The following is a 6,899-nucleotide window of genomic DNA, read 5'->3' on the forward strand; positions in this document are numbered from 1 at the left end:
GGGGCGGGTTCTACGTGCCGGCTTCCGCGTGCAGCGCCGGGAGGAGTTCGGACCGCGACCAGGTCAGGAACTCCTCCTGGTTGCCGCCGCCGATCTGGACCAGCGCGACGTGGGTGAAGCCGGCGTCGACGTACTTGCGGACCGCCGCGACATGCCGGTCCACGTCGGGGCCGCACGGCACGGCCGCGGCGACGTCGTCCTCCGTCACGAACGCGGCGGCGTCGTCGAACGCGCGCTGGTCCGGCAGCTCGGCGAGGACCGGCCACTGCAGGCCGAACCAGCGCCACTGGTCCAGGGCCCGCTTGCGGCACTCCGACTCGTCGGGCCCGTAGCAGAGCGCGACCTGCCCGTAGGCGGGCCGGCCCGGCAGCCGCAGCGACGCGTCGGGCGTGACGGCGACGGTGCCGTCGAGCGGCTCCGCCAGGTGCATCGACCCGTCGCCGGAGACGGCCAGGACGACCGGCACGCCCTCGTCGGGGCGGTCCCACAGCCGCGCCTCGGGCACGTCGAAGTACGTGCCGCCGTGGTGCACGGTCTCGCCGGCCAGCAGCGGCCTGATGATCTCGATGGCCTCGGCGAGCATCTCGTGCCGCTGGGTGCGGTGCGGCCACGCGCCGGCGATGTGCTCGTTGAGGTTCTCCCCCGAGCCGAGGCCGAGCGTGAAGCGGCCCTGTGACATCGCGCCGACCGTCGCCGCCTGCTGGGCCACGACCGCGGGGTGGTAGCGGCGGGTCGGGCAGGTCACCATGGTCATCAGTTCGAGGTTCTGGGTGGCGTACGCCGCGGCGCCGAGCACCGACCAGGCGAACGGCGAGTGCCCCTGCTCGACGAGCCACGGGTTGAAGTGGTCCGAGACGGCCGCGAAGTCGTACCCCGCCTCCTCCGCGCGCACCGCGTCGTCGACGAGTTCGCTGGGCCCGGTCTGCTCACACATCAGTGTGTAACCGAAGTTGACCATGGCCTCCGGATACCCCGTGTGGCGAGCGTTACGCGCCCAACCATCATTCTTGGAGAATGCCCAGCGCATGGGCGAGAATCAATCGATGTCTCCCTATCTACAGGTGATCCGGCACCCTGTACTCAACCGGGTCCTGCCGGGGCTGGTGCTCTCGGCCCTGGGTGACGGCATGAGCGCGGTCGCCGTCGGGTGGCTGGCGCTGCAGCTGGCGCCCGCGGACGCGCGGGGACTGTGGGTCGGGCTCGCCGTCGCCGCGTTCACGCTGCCCGGCGCCGTCGGCACGGTCGTGTTCGCGCCACTGCTGCGCAACCGTGGTGCCGCGCTGCTCGTCGCGTGGGACGGCGCCCTGCGGGCGGCGCTGCTGGGCACCGTCGCGCTGTTGTCCACCTGCGGCGGGCTGTCGATCGGCCGGTACATGACGCTGCTCGCCCTGTCCGCGCTGCTGTCGGCGTGGGGCTCGGCCGGGCGGTACGCCGTGATCGCGCAGGTCCTGCCGGCCCCGCTGCACCTGCCGGCGAACGCGCTGCTCACCGCCATCGTGGAGGCCTCGACGGTGGCCGGGCCGGCGATCGCCGGGCTGCTGATCGCCTTCCTCGGCGCGCCGGCGGTCCTCGCGGTCGACGCCGCCACGTTCGCCGTCCTGGCCGTGTCGTTCCTGCAGATCAAGGCCGACACGCCGGGCGCCGAGGCGGCCGGTCGGACGGCGGACGGACGCAGCGAGGGCTTCGCGGCGATCCGCCGGGATCCCCGCCTGCGCGGGCCGATGGTGCTGACGTTCTGGTTCTTCCTGCTGTTCGGCCCGCTGCCGGTCGCGATGCCGCTGTTCGTGTCCTCCGTGGACGAGATCGGGCTGGTGTACATGGCGTTCGGCGTCGGCGCGGTCATCGGCGCCGTCGTCACCGGCCACCTGCGGCGGCTGGCGCTGTGGCCGGTCATGATCGGCGTGGTGATCGCCTTCGGCCTGCTGCTCATGCCGCTCGGCCTCCCGCTCCCGTTGTGGGGACACATGATCGCGCTCGGGCTGGCCGGGCTCGTGTGGGCGCCGTACCCGACGACCAGCATGTCCCTGGTCCAGCGCACGGTGCCGGCCGGGCGGCTGCCGCCGGTGCTGGCGGCCCGCGGGGCGGTGCTCGTCGTGGCCACGCCCCTCGGCACGCTGCTGGGCGCCCCGCTGGTGCAGGCCGTCGGGGCACCGGCCACGTTCGCCGCCTGCGGCGCGGCGACCACGGCGGTGGGCCTGCTCGCGCTCGCCACGCTGCTGCGGGGGCGGCGGCGGTTACGCGACGTCGTCCAGCACGTTGCGGTAGGAGCACAGCCGCCGGGTGTACTCGCGGAGCACGTCGATCGCCTCGTCGAGGTCCTCGGTCAGCACGTCGGGCAGGTCGATGAGCAGCCGCCGGCCGTCGACCGTGCCGTAGCCGCTGACCTCGAACGCGCCCTCCCGCACCCATAGGTCGACGCCGAGGTCGACGGTGGTCCGGTCGTACCGCAGCACCACGCCGACCAGGGCGAACGGCGCCTCACCGGGTCCGATGCGACCGATCAGCTCCCAGTGCATGGGGCCGTGCGTGGCGGCGACCTGCTGCCCGTACCGCTGGAAATCCTCACAGGCGTCGTTGAGCGCACCGAGCAGTGTGGCGGCCCCACCCGACCTCGCGTCCATGATCATCCTCCTGCTGCGCGATAGGCGGCGCCCACCCCGGTCGGGGTGGTGCCGTTGCTGTAGAGACCGGTGTCGCCCGCTTTCGAGCTGTACAGGATGAACCAGGCATACCGTTCGACGAACGACAGTCCTTCGAGCATCGCCGTGGAGCTCTTCACGAAGCTGACCTGCTGGTCCACGGTCGGGTAGACGGTGCCGTTCTCGAACCGCATCAGCGCGTACTCGGTCAGCCAGATGGGCAGCTTGTACCGGTTGTACACGTTCTGCAGGTAGCGCTTGAGCTGGTTCGGCGCGTCCGGTCCGAAGTCGCCGCCGTACCAGTGCAGCGTGATGAAGTCGACCCGGTAGCCGCGCTGCTTCGCCCCGCTCATGAAGCGGTCGAGCCAGCCGCCGGGGGTGTCGCCGCCGTACGCGACGGACGGGCTGCCGAGCCGCAGGCCGGACGCCTGCAGCTTCGGCCACAGGTCGAGGACCTGCTCGGGGCTCATGTTCGACTGCTCTTTGAGGTCGGGCTCGTTGAACCCGAGCAGCACCTTGCCGTTCTGCTTGGCCTTGGCGACGTCGGCGTCGACGTTCGCGGTGCCCCACACCATCGGCACGAACTCGACGCCGCTGGTCGCGCCGAAGCTCGGCGCCGGCGACCAGTTGTAGTACCAGCCGGCCTTCATGTCCTTGACGGCCGCCTGGTTGAAGTTGACCTTGCCGTTGGTGCTGATGCCCTTCTTCGGGCTCTTCACCGCCGGCGGCAGCGCTTGTTTCGAGGGGGTCGCGCTCGACGGTGGAGCGCTGCTCGGACTTTGTACGGCGGGGCTCGCGCTCTGGCTCTGCTGTGCGGACGGCGACTCCCCCGGCTGGGACACGACCGCAGGCTTCTGCTCGCCGCTGGTGGCCACGTAGACGGCGCCGGCCGCCCCCGCGATCGCGACGGTCGCGGCGACGCCCGCCAGGGCCGGCTTCGCGGCGCCGAACCAGCCCAGGATCAGCCCCTTGATCCCTTTGACGCCGATCGCCCCGGTCGCCAGGGCGCCGGTCTTCGCCGCCGCCGCGCTGAACACGAACGGGACCGGCACCAGCGAGATCCCGGCGAGGAGGCGCTCCGCGGCGACCATGTCGGTCCACGCCCGGTCGCACCGCTGGCACTCGCGGGTGTGGCGGGCCAGCCGCTTGCGCCACAGCGCGCTCGGCCGCCCGTCCCAGCTGGTCACGATCGCCTGCAGCTCCGGGCAGCGGGGCCGCACGGCCAGCGCCCGCACGACCGCGCGGGCCGCGTCGAGCTGCGCCTTCATCCGCTGGATCCGCACCGCCGCGTGCTGCCTGGTGATGTGCAGCGCCTCGACGACCTCGTCGCGCTCCAGCTGCCCGGCGGCCTCCAGCCACCACAGCGACAGCAGCTCCCGGTCGTCGTGGTCGAGCCACCGGGTCGCCTCGGCGACCTCCTGGCGCTGCCCCGACAGGCGCAGCCTGGTGATCGCGAGGTCGGCGAAGTCGGCGCCCGGGTCCGCGGTGTCGGTCGGGTCGGCCCAGTCACCGACCAGCGGCGCCTGCGTCTGCTTCCGGTGCCGGTCCCTGACCTGGTGCATCGCGATGGCGACGGCCCACGACCGGAAGCTCTCCGGCTCGCGCAGTCGCGGCAGCCCGTCGACGATCCGGAGCATGGTCTCCTGCACCACGTCGTCGACGTCGGCGTGCCCCTGCAACGCCCGCCCGACGATGTTGTAGATCAGCGGCAGGTACTCGGCGACCAGGGCGTCAAGCGCCCGCTGGTCACCGTCCCGCGCCGCGATCACCGTGGCCGTGCCCATCCGCATCCTCCTGTCGAACTATTCAGGAGACGAAGCGGCTCAGGGTCAATAACGCTTTCTCTCCGACTTTTTCCAGGTCACGTTGGGCTTCTTTCCCGCTACGTTCGGTCCCCGTTCGGCTTCACCGGCGCGCTGCCTTCGCGACCGGCGTGGCGGGTGGGGCAGAATGCAGGATCGTGACGACCTCCATTCAGGCGCGGATCGCCGAAGAGCTCGGTGTCAGGGAGCGGCAGGTGGCCGCCGCGGTCGAGCTGCTCGACGGCGGCGCGACCGTGCCCTTCATCGCCCGGTATCGCAAAGAAGCGACCGAGATGCTCGACGACACCCAGCTGCGCACCCTGGAGGAGCGGCTGCGCTACCTCCGGGAGATGGAGGAGCGCCGGACGGCGATCATCGAGTCGATCCGCACCCAGGGCAAGCTCGACGACGCCCTGCTGGCGCAGATCATGGCCGCGGACTCCAAGGCCAGGCTCGAGGACATCTACCTGCCGTACAAGCCGAAGCGGCGGACCAAGGCGATGATCGCCCGCGAGGCCGGCCTGGAGCCGCTCGCCGACGGGCTGCTCGCCGACCCCACCGTCGAGCCGCTCGCCGCCGCCGCGGTCTTCGTCGACGCCGACAAAGGCGTCGCCGACGCCGCCGCGGCCCTCGACGGGGCGCGGGCGATCCTGGTCGAGCGCTTCTCCGAGGACGCCGACCTCATCGGCTCGCTGCGCGAGACGATGTGGGGGCAGGGCCGCCTCGTGTCGAAGATGCGCGACGGCAAGGAGGCCGACGGGGCGAAGTTCTCCGACTACTTCGACTTCAGCGAGCCCTTCACCAAGCTGCCCTCGCACCGCATCCTCGCCATGTTCCGCGGCGAGAAGGAGGAGATGCTGGACCTGGTGCTGGAGCCCACCCAGGATCCCGATCTCCCATCGCTGTACGAGCCGACGATCGCCTCGAAGTTCGGCATCCGCGACGAGGGCCGGGCCGGCGACAAGTGGCTCAACGACACGGTCCGCTGGGCCTGGCGCACCCGCATCCTCGTCCACCTCGGGATCGACCTGCGGATGCGGCTGTGGCAGGCGGCCGAGGAGGAGGCGGTCCGGGTCTTCGCCGCCAACCTCCGCGACCTGCTGCTCGCCGCGCCGGCCGGCACCCGCGCCACGATGGGCCTCGACCCGGGCTTCCGCACCGGCGTGAAGGTCGCCGTCGTCGACGCCACCGGCAAGGTCGTCGACACGCACACGATCTACCCGCACGTGCCGCAGAACAAGTGGAACGAGTCGCTCGCGATCCTCGCCGCCCTCTGCCAGAAGCACGACGTCCAGCTGATCTCGATCGGCAACGGCACCGCCTCCCGCGAGACCGACAAGCTCGCCGCCGACCTGGTCAAGCAGTTCCCGCAGCTCAACGTCACCAAGGTGATGGTCTCCGAGGCCGGCGCGTCGGTGTATTCGGCGTCGGCCTTCGCCGCGCAGGAGCTGCCCGGCATGGACGTGTCGCTGCGCGGCGCCGTCTCCATCGCCCGCCGCCTGCAGGACCCCCTCGCCGAGCTGGTGAAGATCGACCCCAAGTCCATCGGCGTCGGGCAGTACCAGCACGACCTGTCCGAGTCGAAGCTGTCCCGCTCCCTCGACGCGGTGGTCGAGGACTGCGTCAACGGCGTCGGTGTCGACGTCAACACGGCCTCCGCGCCCCTGCTGACCCGCGTCTCGGGCATCGGCGGCAGCCTGGCCGACGCGATCGTCGCGCACCGCGACGCGAACGGGCCCTTCCGCTCCCGCAAGTCCCTCAAGGACGTGGCCCGGCTCGGCCCGAAGGCGTTCGAGCAGTGCGCGGGCTTCCTGCGCATCCCCGACGGCGACGACCCCCTGGACTCCTCCAGCGTCCACCCCGAGGCGTATCCGGTGGTCCGCCGCATCCTGGCCGCGACCGGCACCGACATGAAGGCCCTCATCGGCAACGGCACGGCCCTGGCCCGATTGAAGCCGGCCGACTTCGTCGACGACACCTTCGGCCTGCCGACCGTCACCGACATCCTCAAGGAGCTGGAGAAGCCGGGCCGCGACCCCCGCCCCGCCTTCAAGACCGCCACCTTCGCCGACGGCGTCGAGAAGATCTCCGACCTCACCCCCGGCATGCTGCTGGAAGGCGTGGTCACCAACGTGGCGGCCTTCGGCGCCTTCGTCGACGTCGGCGTCCACCAGGACGGCCTGGTCCACGTGTCGGCCCTGTCCTACACGTTCGTGAAGGACCCCCGCGAGGTCGTCAAGCCCGGCGACATCGTGCGCGTCAAGGTCCTCGACGTCGACATCCCCCGCAAGCGCATCTCCCTCACCCTGCGCCTCGACGACGAGGCCCAGCAGTCCGGCGCCCCCGGCGGCGGCCCTTCCGGCGGCCAGCGCGGCGCGGGAGCACCCGGCGGCCGCGGCGGCCAGGGCGGCGGCGGACCCGGCGGCTCGGGCGGCGGCCGCGGCTCGGGCGGCGCGGG

4 protein-coding genes are annotated in these 6,899 nt (G+C 71.9%); 2 read left to right on the plus strand and 2 right to left on the minus strand.

What is annotated here, in order from left to right:
* Window positions 1–10 precede the first annotated feature (10 nt).
* Complete coding sequence (locus ABD332_RS55100) at window positions 11–958, minus strand: TIGR03557 family F420-dependent LLM class oxidoreductase (protein WP_344514310.1); 948 nt, start codon at window positions 956–958, stop codon at window positions 11–13.
* Window positions 959–1,043: 85 nt separating this feature from the next.
* On the opposite strand from ABD332_RS55100, the gene ABD332_RS55105 reads away from it, so the two are divergent.
* Window positions 1,044–2,411 carry an MFS transporter gene (locus tag ABD332_RS55105; protein ID WP_344514312.1) on the plus strand — a complete coding sequence of 456 codons (1,368 nt, stop codon included), beginning with the start codon at window positions 1,044–1,046 and terminating at the stop codon, window positions 2,409–2,411.
* Window positions 2,412–2,623: 212 nt separating this feature from the next.
* Here ABD332_RS55105 and ABD332_RS55110 read toward each other — a convergent pair whose 3' ends face one another.
* Entirely contained in the window at window positions 2,624–4,423 is a 1,800-nt protein-coding gene (locus ABD332_RS55110) for a sigma-70 family RNA polymerase sigma factor (RefSeq protein WP_344514314.1), read from the minus strand.
* A 176-nt stretch (window positions 4,424–4,599) separates the two neighbouring features.
* Between ABD332_RS55110 and ABD332_RS55115 the strand changes: the two genes are divergently transcribed.
* Window positions 4,600–6,899: Tex family protein (locus ABD332_RS55115; RefSeq protein ID WP_344514316.1), on the plus strand; the 2,300-nt coding region annotated here is incomplete at its 3' end.

The sequence above is a fragment of the Dactylosporangium maewongense genome (assembly GCF_039531485.1).
Taxonomy (GTDB): Bacteria; Actinomycetota; Actinomycetes; order Mycobacteriales; family Micromonosporaceae; genus Dactylosporangium; species Dactylosporangium maewongense.